Here is a 16,311-nt window from a genome sequence, read left to right as displayed (position 1 = left end):
TTAAATTTAATATTAAGATGAAAATATGAAAGTTAGATTACTTATTACAGGTGGAACAATTGATAAGGTCTATAACCAATCTAATGGTGAGCTTGAATTTGATAAGACTCATTTTCCTGAGATGGTTAAGCGATCTAGAGTTGAGGTAGATTTGACTTTAGAGGAAATAATGTTATTAGACAGTTTAGATATGGTGGACAAAGAGCGAGATTTTATTGTCGATAGCTGTAGGAGTTGTGAGGAGGATTTTATCTTGATTACTCACGGCACTGATACTATGTGTGACACAGCTAGATTGATTGGTGAAAGTGATATAGATAAGACTATTGTTCTTTTTGGCGCTATGGTGCCATATGCAGTTAGCAATTCGGATGCCCTATTTAATTTTGGCTGTGCTTTGGGCTCTCTTCAACTATTAGAATCTGGAGTATATGTTGCAATGAATGGAAGAGTCTTACCTTGGGATGACGTAGAAAAAAATAGAGCTCTTGGAGTCTTTCAATACATAGAATCATAAATCGAAAATAAAAGATTTACTCTAAGCTATCCAACATATATTGGACAGTGATTTTTATATCATTATCAGAGCAGTCCATACAGGTTCCTTTTGCAGGCATTCCCCCTTTACCAGCAATAGCTGATGCAGTAAGTTTATCAACACCAAGTCCAATTCTAGGTGCCCAATCTTCTAATGAAGCATACTTAGGAGATCCTAAAACACCTGAATTATGACAACCCATACAATTTGCATTATATATTTGTTCACCAGAACGCTCAGCTTTATCCTGAAGTTTAGCAGATGCTTCGGCTATTGCAGTATCAATAGCAACCATTCCTATTGGTTTAATCCTCTCAAGAGCTGCATTATCAATCATATTTTCACTAACATTAGACTCTCCATTAGTTGAGTTAAGGGCTTTGATACCGATAAAAATCATAGCTATTAACCAAACGAAAAGCATTAATTTTGTAGAAGTTTTAGAAGCTTGACTCATTGACCTTCCTTGAAGAACAGATTAAATTCCGAGATATTATACATTTGGTTATAATAAGTTGCAGTTGATTGCAACAAAAATATGCTTAAAAAAACTCTCCATCGAAGTCTTAATATACTAAAAATTAGTACCTGGATAACAGCATTTATTGCTCTAGCTATATTATTAGTTATTGCTTTTTTTGTAATGTTTCCACAAACCATAAAAGGCTCACTTGAAGATCAACTTTCTCAAGTAATTGGTTTAGATGTTGAAATAGATAAGCTTTCCTTGGAGTTCCAGGATAATGAACTTCTTCTGGCTGTAAAAAATTTAGAGATTAGCTCTAAAGATCTTGAGCCCATTGCATCAATTGATGTATTAAGATGGAATGTTGATTTATTGGCGTTATATCAGGGTATTGAAATACCAGGGCATATAGATATCAATGAGTTAATTATTGATGTTTCTTCAATTAATAATTATGTTTCAATCATTAATACAGATAATATTCTTTCAAGTATTGGGTTAACGAGACTACTAGCACTTAAATCTCTTTCAATTGATAAAACAAGACTAATTGGAGACCAGTCGTTAGAGCTCGCTGCAATTGAACTAAAAAGAAATAAGGAAAGATTAACATTATCAATGAGAGATCAATCTCTTTTTAGTAACTCACAAATTCCAAAACTTGGGAGTGCATTAAATATTAACACAACTATTGACGTTACTAAGGCTACAGAGGATAGAGTTGCAGTGATTCCTTTTTCGCTTAAAAATGAAGATTTTAACCTCTCTGCCCAACTTAAGATTTTTAATCAACAAGACAGGGTGTATCTTGAATTTGAAAGTTATATTGATGAGATTGAGGTATCAAAAATTAATCAAAATCTACCTAGTGCATTAGCCAATACAGCAGCTGCCTTATGGTTAGATCAAGTTATTGATAAAGGATTCTTGACTGATATTAGTCTAACAACTCGATTTAATATGTCAGGGGATTTAGATCGTCCTAATACAAAATTTTCAGCTAATCTTAGTAATGCTAATCTAAATCTTGATTCTAAATGGCCTTCTATAAGTGATTTAAATGCAAAGGTTAATTTTTCAAATGATTATCTTCGGCTGACATCAAATAAGGCTCAGATAGATGGCATTGATTTGAGCTATTTAAGTATCACCTTAAAAGATTTTAATATGGAAGGATCTGAGTTATCAGTTAATACAAGATTTAACTCTCAGAGTAAAAAAGTTTCTGAATTTATCAAACAGTCTAATGTTCCATCCAGGTTTAAAAATTATTTAAATGAGTTCGAACTTGAAGGGCGCCTTTGGGGAAATCTTAATCTAGTAGTGCCACTTAAAAATAATAGTAATCAAAATCCAAAAATTACTTTTGAAATGTATGCATCTGATAATAAATTAAGTTTATTAAATGGGTCACTATTAATTAATGAATTTAATTCACAAATTTCTTTTAATAATGGGTTAATCCAAACTAAAGGAAAGGGATTAATAGGTAATGATTTATTTCAGTTATCCCTAAATCCAAAGGATTGGATAACGGATGAAAATGCTAAATTTAAACTTAAGTTAAGCCATTTAGAGACTAAGACTGATGCCTATATTGCTAAAAAGTCAATTAATGAATGGCATACTATTATTGATTCTGACATTCTTAAATCTAATATTAATTTAGTTATCGAGAAAGATGGAAGTTATGAGGTTCAGTTAACTGATTCTAAAATTTTAAACCTTGAAGGCATTAATAATTGGAAGCTTTATCCTGATTTTTTTCCTAGTTTCCATTTAAACTCTTCAGATGCTAAAGTTAATGGCAAGACTATTCCAAATTTTGATGTAAACTTAATAAGTCACGATAATGTAATGGAAATTAAGAATCTAACTTTTGAAAACATAGGTCTTAGTAATGATGATTTGGTCTTTAATGGGAGCTGGTTCAATGGAAGAACAATTTTACGAGCTAAGGCAACAAATAATAATTTATCTGATTTTTTACTTAAATTTAAGGTTAATGAGCCTGTTATAGGCGGAGCATTTAATGCAGATTTAAGATTATATTGTGATTGTGAGCCTTGGGAAGTTTCAACAAAAAAAGTTAGTGGCTTTATGAAGGCAAAAGTTGAAAAGGGCGTTTTTACAAACCAAGATCCTAATTTATTAAAACTTCTTTCATATATCAATCTTGAGTCGATAGCAGATAGATTAAGCTTATCCAGAACTGAACTTAGAGACCAGGGCTATGTTTATGATCAAATCAATGCCAATTTTTTATTTAATGATGGGGTAGCTAAAGTAGATTATTTTCTCGTTGAGAGTGAGGAAAGTGATATCGAACTAACTGGCTTTGTAGATCTCATAAAACAAGACTATAATTTAGCAGCAAATGTTCAGCCATCTATCGCAGATACAGTTCCTCTTGCAACTTACCTTGCTGGGGGAGGTTTAGCCGGTTTAGGAGTTTGGGCTGCTGATAAGGTGCTTTTTGGTGGTGAAGTTTTTGGAGAGCTATTAGATAATGTTGTTGAAATAACATTTGTTATTTCAGGGCCATGGTCTAATCCTATTATTGAGAAATTAGATGGAGTTAAAGTTTTATGATTAATGAATTACTTAGTGATCACAAAATTAATGAGAGCGAAATATTTAATATGCTAAATTCACTCTCTGATACAGGGTCTGAATATTCAGATTTATATTTCCAACATTCAGTAGCTGAGTCTTGGGTCCTGGATGAGGGAATTGTCAAGGATGGCTCATACAATATAAGTCATGGTGTTGGTGCTCGATGCGTATCAGGAGATAAAACTGGTTTTTCATACTCAGATGATCTCAATATTAAAGCAATTGAGGGTGCGGTAAATTTTGCAAAAGGTATATCTGATAGTAAGGCTAATTCAAGCTCAAAAATTTTAAAGACAATAGATTATCCAATTAAGTACCCAGCATTAAGCCCCCTAGGAAGCCTAACTTCTAAAGAAAAAGTTGGCTTACTTAGACAAATTAATGCAATTGCCAGAGAGGAACCAAAAGTTGTTCAAGTTAGTGCATCTCTTTCTGGTGCATATACAGAAGTTCTTATAGCATCAACTGATGGTGTTTATCAAATAGATTGCAGACCTATGGTTAGAATAAGTGTTTCAGTAATTGTTGAACATAATGGCAGAACTGAACAAGCTTCAAGTGGAGGCGGCGGTCGCTATGATTATGGATATTTTGAGAGTAATTCACTTGTTGAAGCATATACTAAAGAGGCACTTCGTCTTGCAATGGTTGCTCTAGAATCTAAAGATGCTCCTGCAGGAAAAATGCCTGTCATTCTAGGTTCAGGTTGGCCTGGAGTTCTTTTGCATGAAGCTATAGGTCATGGACTGGAAGGGGACTTTAATCGTAAGGGTAGTTCTGTTTTTAGTGGCAAAGTAGGTGAAAAAGTTGCTAGTGAAAAATGTACTATTGTTGATAATGGCACAATTAGTAATCGCCGTGGAAGCCTTACAATTGATGATGAGGGCACTCCAACTCAAGAAACTACACTAATAAAAAATGGTGTATTAAAGGGCTATATGATGGATAAGCTTAATGCTCGGTTAATGGGTAAATCTAGTACGGGCAATGGAAGGCGAGAATCATATGCACATATCCCAATGCCAAGAATGACAAACACATATATGCTAAATGGCAAAGATAAATTTAAAGATATGATTTCATCCGTGGAAAATGGGATATATGCGAAAAATTTTGATGGTGGTCAGGTTGATATAACATCAGGAAAGTTTGTTTTTTCTGCAAATGAAGCTTACTTAATTAAGAATGGAAAAATAACCACACCTATTAAAGGAGCAACTTTAATTGGCTCTGGAGATGAGGTACTCCATCAAATTTCTATGGTGGGTGATGACTTAAAATTGGATCCTGGAGTAGGAGTTTGTGGAAAAGATGGTCAGAGTGTTCCTGTTGGAGTTGGCCAGCCGAGCTTAAAAGTTGACATGTTAACTGTTGGCGGTACTCAGCTTCATAGGTAAATTTATCCTTCATATTAGGATTTAAAGACAGTTTTTTCTAGCGGTTTTACGATAATCTGGTATAATATTCGTTGTTTAAATGAGGATAAACAGTGCTCGAGAATTATTTACCAATTATCGTTTTTATATTCTTAGGAATAGCCTTTGGAGTAGGCTTAACAGTAGTTGGCTATCTTCTCGGTCCAAGCAATCCAGATGATGAGAAAAACTCCCAGTTCGAATGTGGTTTTCCAGCGTTTGATGATTCCAGGATGCACTTTAATATTAGATACTATTTAGTAGCTATTTTATTTGTACTTTTTGATTTGGAGGTTGCATTTTTTATTCCATGGGCAGTTGTCCAGGCCAAGTTAGGGTGGTTTGGATTTTTTGCCATGTCTATATTTCTACTCTTATTAGTTGTAGGGTTTATTTTTGAATGGAAGAAAGGTGCTCTTGAATGGGAGTAATAAGGATTTAATATGGCAATAGAAGGGTTAATGAAGGAAGGCTTTGTAACAACATCACTTGACAAAGTTATTAACTGGTCTCGAACAGGCTCACTATGGCCAATGACTTTTGGTCTAGCTTGTTGTGCAGTTGAGATGATGGAGGCAGGATCATCACGTTATGATCTTGATCGATTTGGTGTGGTTTTTCGTCCAACTCCCCGCCAATCTGATTTAATGATCGTTGCAGGAACGTTAACAAACAAAATGGCTCCTGCCCTTCGTAAAGTTTATGACCAGATGCCTGAACCAAGGTATGTATTATCAATGGGGTCATGTGCAAATGGAGGCGGTTATTACCACTACTCTTATGCTGTTGTTAGGGGGTGTGACCGTATTGTCCCTGTGGATGTTTATGTTCCTGGGTGTCCTCCTACAGCAGAAGCTCTGTTATATGGAATTCTTCAATTGCAAGACAAAATTCGCAGAACCAACACAATTGCTCGAACATAAGATATGAATGAACTAAAGAAAAAATTAGCTAATGCTTTTGGTAAAGATAATTTGAGTGAATCTTTTGATGAGCTCACACTTGTTATTAATAGTGATGATATTATCGAAGTATGTGAGCAATTGCGTGATGATTTTAATTTTGATACGCTGATTGATCTATGTGGGATTGACTATATGACCTATGGTGAATCTGATTGGAATGGAAATGCGAGTTCTTCAGGTTTTGGTAGAGCCCGTCAAGCTCAAAAATCTGAAAATAAAAAAGAACAACGTTTTGGTGTTGTTTATCATTTGCTTTCTGTCTCAGATAATCAGAGATTGAGAGTTAAAGCTTTGCTTTCTTCAGATAATTTAATGATTAATTCTGTTACCAAAATTTGGAATTGTGCTGATTGGTATGAAAGAGAGGCTTTTGATTTATTCGGTATTTTATTTGAAAACCATAATGATCTCAGGAGGATATTAACCGACTATGGTTTTGTAGGACATCCACTTAGAAAGGATTTTCCAATGATTGGTGAAGTCGAGATGCGATACGATGAAGAATTAGGTAGGGTGGTTTATGAGCCTGTAAGCATTGAGCCTAATGTAAATGTTCCTCGAGTTATAAGGAAGTAATTATGTCTGAAATGAAAAATTACACACTTAATTTTGGCCCGCAACATCCTGCTGCTCATGGTGTTCTTAGATTAATACTTGAATTGGATGGAGAGGTTGTAGAACGGGCAGACCCTCATATTGGCCTACTGCATCGCGGAACAGAAAAGCTTGCTGAGTCCAAACCATACAACCAATCTATTGGCTATATGGATCGTCTGGACTATGTCTCGATGATGTGTAATGAGCATGCCTATGTTATGGGAATTGAAAAAATGTTAGGTCTCAAGGTTCCTGAGCGAGCTGAATATATTAGAGTAATGTTTGATGAAATAACACGCATTATGAATCACCTTATGTGGCTTGGAACACATGCCTTAGACGTTGGAGCTATGAGTGTTTTCTTATATGCTTTTCGTGAGCGTGAAACTTTAATTGATTGTTACGAAGCGGTTAGTGGCTCAAGAATGCATGCAACGTATTACCGTCCTGGCGGCGTTTATAGAGACTTGCCAGACAAGATGCCTCAATACCTTGATTCAAAATTAAGAAGCGACAAAAAGCTTAAAGAGATTAATGAAAATCGACAAGGTTCGTTACTAGATTTTATTGAAGATTTTGCAAATAAATTTCCAAAAAGTATTCAGCAGTATTCTGATTTATTAACTGATAATAGGATTTGGAAACAAAGACTGGTGAACATTGCAATTGTCTCACCTGAAAGAGCGAAACAAATGGGTTTTACTGGCGCAATGCTAAGAGGTTCTGGAGTTGAATGGGACATTAGAAAAAATGAACCCTATTCAGTTTATGATAAGTTGGAATTTGATGTACCAGTTGGGGTAACTGGAGATTGTTATGATCGCTACTTAGTAAGAATGGAAGAGATGCGTCAATCTACTAAGATTATTAGTCAATGTGTTGCCTGGTTAAAGTCTAATCCTGGGCCAGTTATGTCTGATGATCATAAAGTAACTCCACCAAATCGTGAGGATATGAAAGATGATATGGAGTCATTGATTCATCACTTCAAATTATTTACTGAAGGATTCTGCTTGCCAGAGGGTGAGAGTTATACAGCTGTTGAGGCTCCCAAAGGGGAGTTTGGAGTTTATATAGTTTCAGATGGTGCTAATAAGCCTTATAGAATTAAAATTAGAGCGCCAGGTTTTCCACATCTTGCATCGATGGATGAAATGTCTAAAGGCCACATGCTTTCTGATGTTGTAACCATTATTGGTACTCAAGATATTGTTTTTGGTGAGGTTGATAGATGATTTCAGATGCAGCAAAAAAAGAGATTGATTTTTGGATAACAAAATATCCAGAAGGGAGAGAAAGTTCAGCTGTAATGCAGGCGCTTACAATTGTGCAGAATGAAAATGGTGGAAGTTTGACAGGTGAGCTAATGCAAGATGTTGCTGATCATCTTCAAATGCCTACAATTAGTGTGCAAGAAGTCGCTACTTTCTATGAAAACTATAACCACAAACCAGTTGGTAAAAACATTATTCGCTTTTGTCACAATATATCTTGTATGTTAAATGGCTCTGATGAGCTAATCTCATATCTAGAAGAAAAGTTAGAAGTAAAGACAGGTGAGGTAAGTAAGGATGGTTTAGTGAGTGTTAAGAAAGTTGAATGTTTGGGTGCCTGTGTTGGGGGTCCAATGTGTCAGATTGGTGACCAATATTATGAGCATTTAACTACAAAAAAAATTGATGATATTTTGGATAATTTAAAATGAATGAAGTCTGCTTTAAAAATTTAGATAAAGAAAATCCAGCAAGTTTTGCAACCTATGAGTCAACTGGTGGCTATAAAGTTTGGAGAAAAATTCTTAATGGTGAGATGTCTCCTGAAGATATTCTTGCAGAGTTAAAAACATCGGGATTAAGAGGCCGAGGTGGTGCTGGCTTTCCAACTGGATTAAAGTGGAGCTTTATGCCGCGTAATCAAGAAGGTCAAAAATATGTAGTCTGTAATTCTGATGAAGGTGAGCCTGGAACTTGTCATGATAGAGATATATTAAGATATAACCCACACTCAGTTATAGAGGGTATGGCTATTGCAGGATTCGTAATGAATGCGACAGTTGGTTATAACTATATTCGTGGTGAGTTTATGGAGCCCTATTATCGCTTTGAAGAGGCTCTTAAAGATGCATATGATGCAGGTTTGCTTGGTAAGAACATTAATGGCAGTGATATCAGTTATGATTTATACACACATTTAGGTGCAGGCGCTTATATCTGTGGAGAGGAGACAGCATTATTAGAGTCACTTGAGGGCAAGAAAGGTCAGCCCAGATTTAAACCTCCTTTTCCAGCCAATGTAGGGCTATTTGGAAAGCCGACCACTATTAACAATACTGAGACGTTTGCTAACGTTCCCGAAATTCTTACTAAAGGTGGGAAATGGTTTGCTGATTTAGGAGTTGAAAATTCTGGTGGAACGAAATGTTTTTCAGTGACAGGTAATGTACAGAACCCTTCTAATTTTGAAGTGCCAATGGGTACCCCTTTTTCTAAATTATTAGAGTTAGCTGGAGGACTTAAGGAAGGCAGAACACTTAAGGCAGTTATTCCAGGTGGTTCTTCAACACCCCTATTGTCAGCAGAGACCGCAATGAACATGACAATGGATTATGACAGTATTGCTAATGCAGGCTCAATGCTTGGTGCAGGTTCAGTGATCATAATGGACGATACTACTTGTATGGTTAAAACCTTAACACGATTAGCTCATTTTTATTATGATGAATCTTGTGGCCAGTGTACTCCTTGCAGGGAAGGTACAGGTTGGCTATATCGGATGTTACAACGTATTTTAGATGGTAATGGCAAAAATGAAGACTTAGATTTATTAGTTTCAGTTGGAGGGAAAATTAGTGGTAATACTATTTGTGCTCTTGGTGATGCTGCTGCTACGCCTGTTGAGAGCTTTATTAGGCATTTTAGACCTGAGTTTGAATACTATATCAAACATGGAAGAAGTATTGTAGAAGAAGAGCATCAGCTTATTGAGGAAGAGGCGAGTGTCTGAAATTGAAATTGAAATTGATGGCTCTTTAGTAACCGCTAACCCGGGAGACTCTATCATCTCTATTGCTGATCGAGAGGGTATAGAAGTGCCTCGTTTTTGTTATCATAAAAAATTGTCAGTGGCTGCAAACTGTCGCATGTGTTTAGTAGATGTCGAGGGAGTTCCTAAGGCTCAACCAGCCTGCTCGACTCCAGTGGCAAATGGTATGAAAATTCATACAAAAAATGATAAAGCAAAAACTGCTCAAAAAGCAGTTATGGAATTCTTATTAATTAATCATCCACTGGATTGTCCTATATGTGACCAGGGTGGAGAGTGTGAACTCCAAGATGTGGCAATGGAATATGGGTCTGATGTCTCAAAATTTAATGAAGGCAAACGAATAGTCCCAGATAAAGGTATTGGTGCCTTAATCCAAACTGACATGACTCGATGTATTCATTGCACCCGCTGTGTTCGTTTTGGTGCTGAAGTTGCTGGTATTGTTGAGATGGGAGGAACTGGTAGAGGCGAACATGTGAAAATTGAACCATTCCTAACTGAAGGAATTCAATCAGAACTTTCTGGCAATATGATTGATGTTTGTCCAGTAGGAGCACTTACCTCTAAACCCTTTAGGTATGAAGCAAGAACTTGGCAAATGAACGCTGTTCAAAGTATTGCAAGACATGATTTAGTTGGTTCAAATATTTTTACTCAAACCTATAGAGGCAAAGTAAAAAGAGTTGTTGCCAGAGATAATGATCTGGTAAATGAAACTTGGATATCTGATCGAGATCGTTTTTCTTATGAAGGACTTAATCATGAAAGCCGAGCATTAAATCCTAAAATTAAGAAAGATAACATATGGCAAGAAGTGAGTTGGGATGATGCTCTTGATTTTGCAATCAGTGGACTGAAAGATAATATAAAAAATCCAAATCAATTAGGAGTATTAGCTTCAAAAAATGCTACTTTAGAAGAGTTTTATTTGATGCAAAAACTAGCTCGAAGTTTCGGTTCAGAAAATATTGATTATCGACTAGATAAAGCCGATCTCATTATTAGTAACTCAATAGCTTCATCTATTACCTTAGCTGAGCTTGAGTCAATAGATCATGCTTTAATTATTAATTCATATCTACGATTAGAGCAACCAATGATTAATCATCGCATCAGAAAAGCGGCATTAAATGGTGCATCTATAAATACAATTAATAATAAAAAATTTGACTTCAATTATCGAACTAATTTTGAGGTTTTAACTTCACCTCAACAAACCTTAACAATGTTGCAGTCTGTTCTAAAGTCTATTTATGAAAAAACTAATACTACTTTACCAAAGTATTTATCTAAATTTAAAATTGTTGATAGCCACAATAAGATTGCTGACGATTTGATAGCAGCTGAGAGACCAGTAATAGTTTTAGGTGAGCATGTAAATAGTAATAGCTCTTCTTCAGATATTGCCAATGTCATTTTGGAAATTGCTTCGCTTGCAAATGCAAAGATTGCAAATATAAGCCTAACTGGTAATTCATTATCAGCAGAAAAAGTTAATTTTAAGCCTACCAAAAATGGTCAGGATGTAGTTTCAATGCTTCAAGGTGATTCAAAAGTATTCCTGTTAATGGATGTAGATTTTAAATACGACTTTCTTGATTCAAAGTTAGCAACTGATACTTTCAATAAAGATGATGTTTTTGTTATTTCACTCAATAGTTTTGAGGATGACTTAACGCTTAGAAATTCAAACGTTATATTACCTTTGGCTGGCTTTTATGAAAGTTCTGGGACCCATATTAATTTTGATGGTGTTGCACAATCATTTGCTGCATCTGTAAAAAGCCCTGGGGAGTCAAAGCCTGGATGGAAGATTATAAAAGTACTTGCAGATTTATTGGAGCTTGATGGCTTTGATTATGTAGATTCAAGCCAAGTGGCTGATGATGCGCTTTCTATTACTGCCACAATGTATGAACCAATTGAACCAACTATTAAAATAATTGATGATTCTCAAGTAGTTACTCACTGGCAGTACTCACCTTATTCAAAAGATGCAGTTACTCGAAAAGCAAAAGCCCTTCAAGATACTCAAATTGGAAAAATCAATGATGCATTTATTTCAGAATCGACAGCGAGAAAATTAAAACTTTCAGATGGTGATTTGTATCATGGCGTTCCAGTTTCTATTAATGAAACCGTTGCTGATGGCTGCGTTTTTGTCCACACTCATCACTCTAGAAAAAGTTAGGAGTATTGATTATGTGGCAATCATTTGTAAACTCTATAAATCAACTTATTCCATGGTTTGATGGTGGGTTTGCTACTATTGTGATAATTCTAATTAAAGGTTTAGCACTTATTTTTCCTTTAATTATTATGATGGCTTATATGACCTATGCAGAGAGAAAAATTATTGGTTTTATGCAGTTAAGAATTGGACCCAACCGAGTAGGACCACTTGGATTATTACAACCATTCGCTGATGTATTTAAAATGATGTTTAAAGAGATTATTTTTCCTTCTAAGTCAAATATTTATCTCTTTCTCCTAGCACCTATTTTAGCTTTTGTTCCTGCTGTTGCAGTATGGGCAGTTGTTCCTTTTGGAGAGGGTTTTTATATTGCAAATCTTGATGTAAGTTTGCTTTATGTTATGGCAATCGGATCAGTCGGAGTTTATGGTATTGTTCTTGCAGGATGGGCTTCCAACTCAAAGTACCCTCTTTTAGGAGCCTTAAGAAGTACTGCTCTTCTGATCTCTTACGAGCTTGTTATTGGATTCGTTCTAGTTACAGTTGTCATGATTGCAAGTTCAGTCAATTTAAATACCGTTGTTGAAAGTCAAGCTGGTGGAATTTTAAATTGGTACTGGATCCCTCTATTCCCAATGATGATTGTATTTTGGATTGGAGCCTTGGTAGAAACAAATAGAGCACCATTTGATGTTGTTGAGGGTGAGTCAGAAATTGTTGGTGGTACTCATGTTGAGTACTCTGGAATGCCTTTTGCATTGTTCTTTATGGCTGAATATTTCAACATGATCTTTATGGCAATGCTTGCAGTTTTATTATTTTTTGGAGGTTGGCACTCCCCTTTTGAAGGTATTCCATATTTAGAAGGATTTTTTGAATTTGTTCCCGATTTATTTTGGCTACTTTTTAAGATGAGTTTTTTTCTATTTTTATATTTTTGGATTCGGGCCTCTTTCCCAAGGTTTAGGTATGACCAAATTATGCGTTTATGCTGGAAGATTTTTCTACCCTTAACGATTGTCTGGATCTTTGTAGTTGCATTGATGACACAGCTTCATTTAGGACCTTGGTTTTAAGGAGATTAATATGATAAAAAAAGTCAAAAAATTAGTAAAAGATTTTGGTTTAGGAGAGCTTCGTACAGGCCTTAAGGTTACTGGTAAAGAATTTGTTAATGATAGTATAACAGTTCAATTTCCTGAAGAAAGAACGCCTATTTCACCAAGATTTAGAGGACTTCATGCACTTCGTCGTTATCCAAATGGCGAAGAGAGATGTATTGCCTGTAAGCTATGTGAGGCCGTGTGTCCGGCGAATGCAATTACCATTGATTCTGAGATGAGGGAAGACGGTACTCGAAGAACGACTCAGTATGATATCGATCTTTTTAAGTGTATTTTTTGTGGCTTTTGTGAAGAGGCTTGTCCTGTTGATGCAATAGTAGAGACTCATATTTTTGACTATGCATTTGAGTCTAGAGAAGGAAGTATTATTGATAAAAAAGCACTATTGGCTATTGGTGATGAAAACGAAAATGAGATTAGCAAAGCTAAGCTTGAAGACTCTAAATATAAGTAATAAGTAGCTATGGAATTTACTTCAATTTTATTTTATGTTTTCTCATTCTTCTTTGTTACCAGTTCATTGCTGATGATTACATCAAGGAATACAGCAATAGCTGCTTTATTCTTAATACTTACTTTTTTCAGTGCAGCAAGCTTATGGCTTCTTCTTGAGGCAGAATTTTTAGCGATTACTCTTATTTTGATTTATGTTGGCGCCGTAATGGTGCTATTTATGTTTGTTATTAAGATGCTAGATACTGATAAGTCAACACTTCGTGCTAAGTTCACCCGTTACTTACCATTAGGAATTTTAGTTTCTGTTATTGTTATTGCACAAATGGTATTAGTTCTAAATGCAGGGCAGTTCGGTCTAGATGTAGTTGGTGTTCCAGAAAAAAATGATGCCTCATATAGTAATATTACCGCTATTGCAGAGCAACTTTATACCCTTTATGTTTATCCTTTTGAATTAGCAGCAATTCTTCTTTTGATAGCAATAATTGCAGCTATTACTCTTGTTCATCGAAATGAATCATCTAGAAAAACACAAAATATTTCAGAACAGATTAATGTTCAAGCTAAAGACAGAATGAGAATTGCATCTATTAAGCCCAAAGCACCCAAGGAATCAAAATGATTGCATTATCTGATTACTTAATTTTGAGCTCTATAGTCTTATGTATTGGTCTTGCCGGGATTTTTATTAATAGAACAAATATTATTATGTTGCTAATGTGTGTTGAATTAATCTTAGCGGCAGTAAATACTAATTTCATAGCCTTCTCATACTATGGTGGTGATCTTGCTGGGCAGATATTTGTTTTCTTTATTTTGACAGTGGCTGCTGCAGAAGTAGCTATAGGACTTGCAATTTTGACGTTAATGTTCAGGAGTCGAGGCTCAATTGATATAGACGTAACTAATACTTTGAAAGGCTAGTTATGCTAAATATATATTTAATAATTGTTTTAGCCCCCTTAATCGGAGCACTATTAGTTGGGTTTGTAGGAAATAGACTTGGTCGAAACCTTTCCCATTCCATTGCAATTATAGGAGTAACTATTTCTACTATATTGTCACTCTATGTCTTTAATCATCATGTTCTTAATGATGGTGATATCTTTAATCAAAACATATATACGTGGATGCAAATTGGATCACTTAATATAAGTGTTGGTTTTTTAGTTGATAACTTGACCTCTCTAATGCTGGTAGTTGTTTCATTTGTTTCATTAATGGTTCACATTTATACAATAGGTTATATGCATGATGATAAGGGCTACACTAAATTTTTCAGTTACATTTCCTTATTTACTTTTGCAATGTTTACCCTTGTTATTTCTAATAACTTTATGCAGCTATTTTTTGGATGGGAGGCAGTTGGACTTGTTTCATATCTATTAATTGGATTTTGGCATCATAAGGAATCAGCAGTCCAGGCAAACTTAAAAGCTTTTCTTGTAAACCGTGTTGGCGACTTTGGATTTCTTTTAGGGATTGCATTTGTTTTAATGTTTTTTGGCACTTTAGATTATGCTGAAACTTTTAGTCAAAAAGATCAAATTATTGGACAAACCTTATTTGGTGGCGTCTCAGCAATAACTATTGTTTGTCTTTTGCTTTTTGTTGGAGCTATGGGGAAGTCAGCCCAAGTACCCCTTCATGTTTGGCTTCCAGGATCTATGGAGGGACCTACTCCAATTTCAGCATTGATTCATGCTGCAACAATGGTGACTGCAGGCATCTTTATGGTTTCAAGAATGTCTCCACTCTTTGAGCTAAGTGATTTTGCCTTGACAGTAGTTATGGTTATTGGTGCAATTACAGCATTATTTATGGGATTACTGGGCATTGTCCAAAATGATATTAAGAAAGTTGTTGCCTACTCTACACTCTCTCAACTGGGTTATATGACTGTTGCTTTAGGTGTTAGCGCATACTCAGTTGCAATTTTTCACCTAATGACACACGCCTTCTTTAAAGCCCTTCTCTTTTTAGCAGCTGGTTCAGTAATTGTTGCCCTACATCATGAACAAGATATTAGAAAAATGGGTGGCCTAAGAAAAAAAATGCCTATAACTTATATCACTTCACTATTGGGTACTCTGGCTTTGATTGGATTTCCTGGTTTTGCAGGGTTTTTCTCAAAAGATATGATTATAGAGGCTGTTCATTATTCTGATCTTCCTTTAGCAGGATGGGTTTACTATGCAGTTGTGCTGGGTGTTTTTATTACTGCATTCTATAGTCTAAGGCTATTATTTTTAGTTTTTCATGGAGAGTCAAGAGTTGATAGTCATACTGAAAAACATTTACATGAAACGGCTCCATCAATTACTATTCCTTTAATATTATTAGCAATACCATCTGTTGTGATTGGGTTTTTTACAATTGAACCAATACTCTTTGGTGGTTGGCTTGAAAATTCGATATTCATAGATTCCTCGCACCATGCAGTTGCAAAACTTAAGAGTCATTTTCATTCAGCATTCTCTCTAGTCACACATTCAGTTGTAACACTACCATTCTGGATGATGGTTCTAGGAGGATTAACAGCTTGGGTTTTTTGCATCTACCGTACTGATTGGGCAGACATAATTAAGAGTAGATTTAAAAACACAAATTATGTATTAAATTCCTTGTATGGCTTTGATCGATTTAATGAACTTATATTTGTCAGAGGGTCTTTAAAACTTGGTAATCTTTTATGGAAGATTTCAGATATGACAATCATTGACCAACTTCTTGTTAATGGAAGTGGCAGACTTGCACGCTATATAGGTGCATTTATTAGACCAGTTCAAACAGGGTATGTTTACCATTATGCATTTTTTATGATTGTTAGTTTGATGCTTGTTTTAGGATGGGTTCTTCTAGCATCAGATTATTCATTTTTAGGTTAAGGTAATA

At 35.3% G+C, this 16,311-nt stretch carries 16 protein-coding genes; 15 read left to right on the top strand and 1 reads right to left on the bottom strand.

All coding sequences use genetic code 11. From position 1 onward, the window contains the following. Nucleotides 1-25: 25 nt before the first annotated feature. A complete protein-coding gene (locus CRN91_RS08310) occupies nt 26-517 on the top strand; it encodes an asparaginase domain-containing protein (RefSeq protein ID WP_114115962.1) in 492 nt (163 codons plus the stop codon). A gap of 16 nt (nt 518-533) precedes the next feature. Here CRN91_RS08310 and CRN91_RS08305 read toward each other — a convergent pair whose 3' ends face one another. Beyond that, nucleotides 534-995 (bottom strand): c-type cytochrome, encoded by a 462-nt coding sequence (locus tag CRN91_RS08305; protein WP_114115961.1) that lies wholly within the window; start codon nt 993-995, stop codon nt 534-536. Nucleotides 996-1,076: 81 nt separating this feature from the next. Here CRN91_RS08305 and CRN91_RS08300 point away from each other — a divergent pair, with 81 nt between their 5' ends. The 14 genes from CRN91_RS08300 (at nt 1,077) to nuoL (ending at nt 16,304) form a co-directional block, all read left to right on the top strand. Beyond that, the gene (locus CRN91_RS08300; protein ID WP_114115960.1) at nt 1,077-3,596 is read left to right on the top strand and encodes a YhdP family protein; all 2,520 of its coding nucleotides are present in this window, start codon (nt 1,077-1,079) and stop codon (nt 3,594-3,596) included. Beyond that, the gene (tldD, locus tag CRN91_RS08295) at nt 3,593-5,017 is read left to right on the top strand and encodes a metalloprotease TldD (protein ID WP_114115959.1); all 1,425 of its coding nucleotides are present in this window, start codon (nt 3,593-3,595) and stop codon (nt 5,015-5,017) included. The genes CRN91_RS08300 and tldD overlap by 4 nt, the downstream gene beginning before the upstream one ends. 92 nt (nt 5,018-5,109) lie before the next feature. Beyond that, nucleotides 5,110-5,466 (top strand): NADH-quinone oxidoreductase subunit A, encoded by a 357-nt coding sequence (gene ndhC / locus CRN91_RS08290; RefSeq protein ID WP_114115958.1) that lies wholly within the window; start codon nt 5,110-5,112, stop codon nt 5,464-5,466. A 12-nt stretch (nt 5,467-5,478) separates the two neighbouring features. Continuing rightward, nucleotides 5,479-5,958 (top strand): NuoB/complex I 20 kDa subunit family protein, encoded by a 480-nt coding sequence (locus CRN91_RS08285; protein WP_114115957.1) that lies wholly within the window; start codon nt 5,479-5,481, stop codon nt 5,956-5,958. A 3-nt stretch (nt 5,959-5,961) separates the two neighbouring features. Beyond that, the gene (locus CRN91_RS08280; RefSeq protein ID WP_114115956.1) at nt 5,962-6,576 is read left to right on the top strand and encodes an NADH-quinone oxidoreductase subunit C; all 615 of its coding nucleotides are present in this window, start codon (nt 5,962-5,964) and stop codon (nt 6,574-6,576) included. A gap of 2 nt (nt 6,577-6,578) precedes the next feature. After that, nucleotides 6,579-7,832, top strand: a complete 1,254-nt coding sequence (locus CRN91_RS08275) for an NADH-quinone oxidoreductase subunit D (RefSeq protein WP_114115955.1) — start codon at nt 6,579-6,581, stop codon at nt 7,830-7,832. Further along, the gene (gene nuoE / locus CRN91_RS08270) at nt 7,829-8,302 is read left to right on the top strand and encodes an NADH-quinone oxidoreductase subunit NuoE family protein (RefSeq protein ID WP_114115954.1); all 474 of its coding nucleotides are present in this window, start codon (nt 7,829-7,831) and stop codon (nt 8,300-8,302) included. Before CRN91_RS08275 ends, nuoE begins: the two co-directional genes overlap by 4 nt. Beyond that, nucleotides 8,299-9,600, top strand: coding sequence for an NADH-quinone oxidoreductase subunit NuoF (gene nuoF, locus CRN91_RS08265; protein ID WP_114115953.1), 1,302 nt, complete (start codon nt 8,299-8,301; stop codon nt 9,598-9,600). The genes nuoE and nuoF overlap by 4 nt, the downstream gene beginning before the upstream one ends. Further along, on the top strand, nt 9,593-11,833 hold the full coding sequence (gene nuoG, locus CRN91_RS08260) for an NADH-quinone oxidoreductase subunit NuoG (RefSeq protein ID WP_114115952.1): 2,241 nt from the start codon (nt 9,593-9,595) through the stop codon (nt 11,831-11,833). Before nuoF ends, nuoG begins: the two co-directional genes overlap by 8 nt. Before the next feature lie 11 nt (nt 11,834-11,844). Further along, a complete protein-coding gene (gene nuoH, locus CRN91_RS08255; RefSeq protein ID WP_114115951.1) occupies nt 11,845-12,912 on the top strand; it encodes an NADH-quinone oxidoreductase subunit NuoH in 1,068 nt (355 codons plus the stop codon). Between the two features lie 10 nt (nt 12,913-12,922). Continuing rightward, complete coding sequence (gene nuoI, locus CRN91_RS08250; protein WP_114115950.1) at nt 12,923-13,414, top strand: NADH-quinone oxidoreductase subunit NuoI; 492 nt, start codon at nt 12,923-12,925, stop codon at nt 13,412-13,414. A 9-nt stretch (nt 13,415-13,423) separates the two neighbouring features. After that, complete coding sequence (locus CRN91_RS08245) at nt 13,424-14,038, top strand: NADH-quinone oxidoreductase subunit J (RefSeq protein ID WP_114115949.1); 615 nt, start codon at nt 13,424-13,426, stop codon at nt 14,036-14,038. Further along, a complete protein-coding gene (gene nuoK, locus CRN91_RS08240) occupies nt 14,035-14,340 on the top strand; it encodes an NADH-quinone oxidoreductase subunit NuoK (protein ID WP_114115948.1) in 306 nt (101 codons plus the stop codon). The genes CRN91_RS08245 and nuoK overlap by 4 nt, the downstream gene beginning before the upstream one ends. Nucleotides 14,341-14,342: 2 nt before the next feature. After that, the gene (gene nuoL, locus CRN91_RS08235) at nt 14,343-16,304 is read left to right on the top strand and encodes an NADH-quinone oxidoreductase subunit L (protein WP_114115947.1); all 1,962 of its coding nucleotides are present in this window, start codon (nt 14,343-14,345) and stop codon (nt 16,302-16,304) included. Nucleotides 16,305-16,311 lie beyond the last annotated feature (7 nt).

The organism is Candidatus Thioglobus sp. NP1 (assembly GCF_003326015.1).
Classification (GTDB): domain Bacteria; phylum Pseudomonadota; class Gammaproteobacteria; order PS1; family Pseudothioglobaceae; genus Pseudothioglobus; species Pseudothioglobus singularis_A.
Note: the sequence above shows the minus strand (reverse complement) of the source record. Positions and strands in the feature narration are given on the sequence as shown.